General features: G+C 64.2%; 2 protein-coding genes. One reads left to right on the top strand and one right to left on the bottom strand.

Annotated features, from left to right (window positions below; translation table 11 throughout):
* Nucleotides 1-151: 151 nt before the first annotated feature.
* Entirely contained in the window at nt 152-694 is a 543-nt protein-coding gene (locus ACVOLI_RS20490; RefSeq protein WP_282271881.1) for a DUF6630 family protein, read from the bottom strand.
* A 130-nt stretch (nt 695-824) separates the two neighbouring features.
* Between ACVOLI_RS20490 and ACVOLI_RS20485 the strand changes: the two genes are divergently transcribed.
* Nucleotides 825-1,073: a DUF3297 family protein gene (locus ACVOLI_RS20485; protein ID WP_296252501.1), complete on the top strand. Its 249-nt coding sequence runs from the start codon at nt 825-827 to the stop codon at nt 1,071-1,073.
* The last annotated feature ends 117 nt before the right edge of the window (nt 1,074-1,190 follow it).

Raw genomic sequence — 1,190 nt, 5'->3', positions numbered from 1 at the left:
CCCAGCCACCACCCCCCCCCCCCCCCCCCGGCCGCCTCGCTCTCCCCCGCCGCCCCCCCCCCCCCCCCCCCCCCCCCCCCCCCCCCACTACAGGTTGATCTATCGGTACAGCCCCAGCCGAGCATGGCTCGGCTCTACCGTTGCTGCGGGCTTAGAACGGGTCGCTGCCCGGGCGAACCTCGACACCCAGCAACGAGCACAGCGCCAGCATCGCTTCGTCGTCGCGGCTCAGTGCCACCCAACCGGCATAGGCATCGCCACCGGTATTCCAGTTCCACACCGTGTAACCGTGCTCGCGCAGGCGGTCATGGGCGGTGGTCATCAGCATCGGTACGTCGAGGTCGTCGGTGAAGTCTTCGTCGTCGAAGTCACCACCCCAGGCGATGTTCAGGTTCCAGCGCGCGGCCATTTCGTCCAGTGCGGCGACGAAGGAATCGGTGTCCTTCCAGTCCACGTAGAAACCTGAACGCCAGTCGATGGCATCCTTCAGGTCCCACAGCCATTGCTCATCAGTGGCGTCTTCCTCGTTACCCGCGCGCGCTTCGCGCCAGGCATCGAACTGCTGCAGCGCCGCGTCTTCATCACCCGGGTTGATCAGCCACAGCAGGTTCCAGACCCGCGCCGGATGGTCGTCTTCGTCGAAATCCGGTTGCAGTTCGTCAGAGTCTTCGTAATCGGCGCTGTTGTCTGGCATGGGGCTGTTTCCACTACATGATTGGCGCGCATTCTGCCGCCAGCGGCGTGCCAGCGAAAGCCTTGGCACGCCACAGCGGTTATCCTTGCGCCCCGAAGAGGGCCACGGTGGCCTTCACTGAAGCATTGATATGAGCGATACCCCTCCCGATCATCTGGCGGTCAACCCGCAGAGCCCGTTCCACAATGCCGAAGCGCTGCAACGCGGCGTCGGCGTGCGTTTCAACGGCATCGAGCGTGATGACGTGGAAGAGTATTCCGTGCAGGAAGGCTGGATCCGCGTCCAGGCCGGCAAGGCCCGCGACCGCCGTGGCAACCCGATGACGCTGAAGATCAAGGGTACGGTTGAGCCGTATTTTCTTGAGTTGAAGAACGTTTAAAAGCCAAGGGCTGCATTTCTAGCCAAGAGCCTCCCCTCACCCCAACCCCTCTCCCGCAGGCGGGAGAGGGGCTCGGATCACGTCAGCTGCCAGTGCACTAGCCCCTCTCCCGCCTGC

This window comes from Stenotrophomonas sp. STEN029, assembly GCF_056760015.1.
This window is presented reverse-complemented; position numbering and strand designations above follow the sequence as displayed.

Coding starts and splice junctions, on each gene's coding strand:
- ACVOLI_RS20490 (WP_282271881.1), bottom strand. CDS start 694: ATGCCAGACAACAGCGCCGATTACGAAGACTCTGACGAACTGCAACCG.
- ACVOLI_RS20485 (WP_296252501.1), top strand. CDS start 825: ATGAGCGATACCCCTCCCGATCATCTGGCGGTCAACCCGCAGAGCCCG.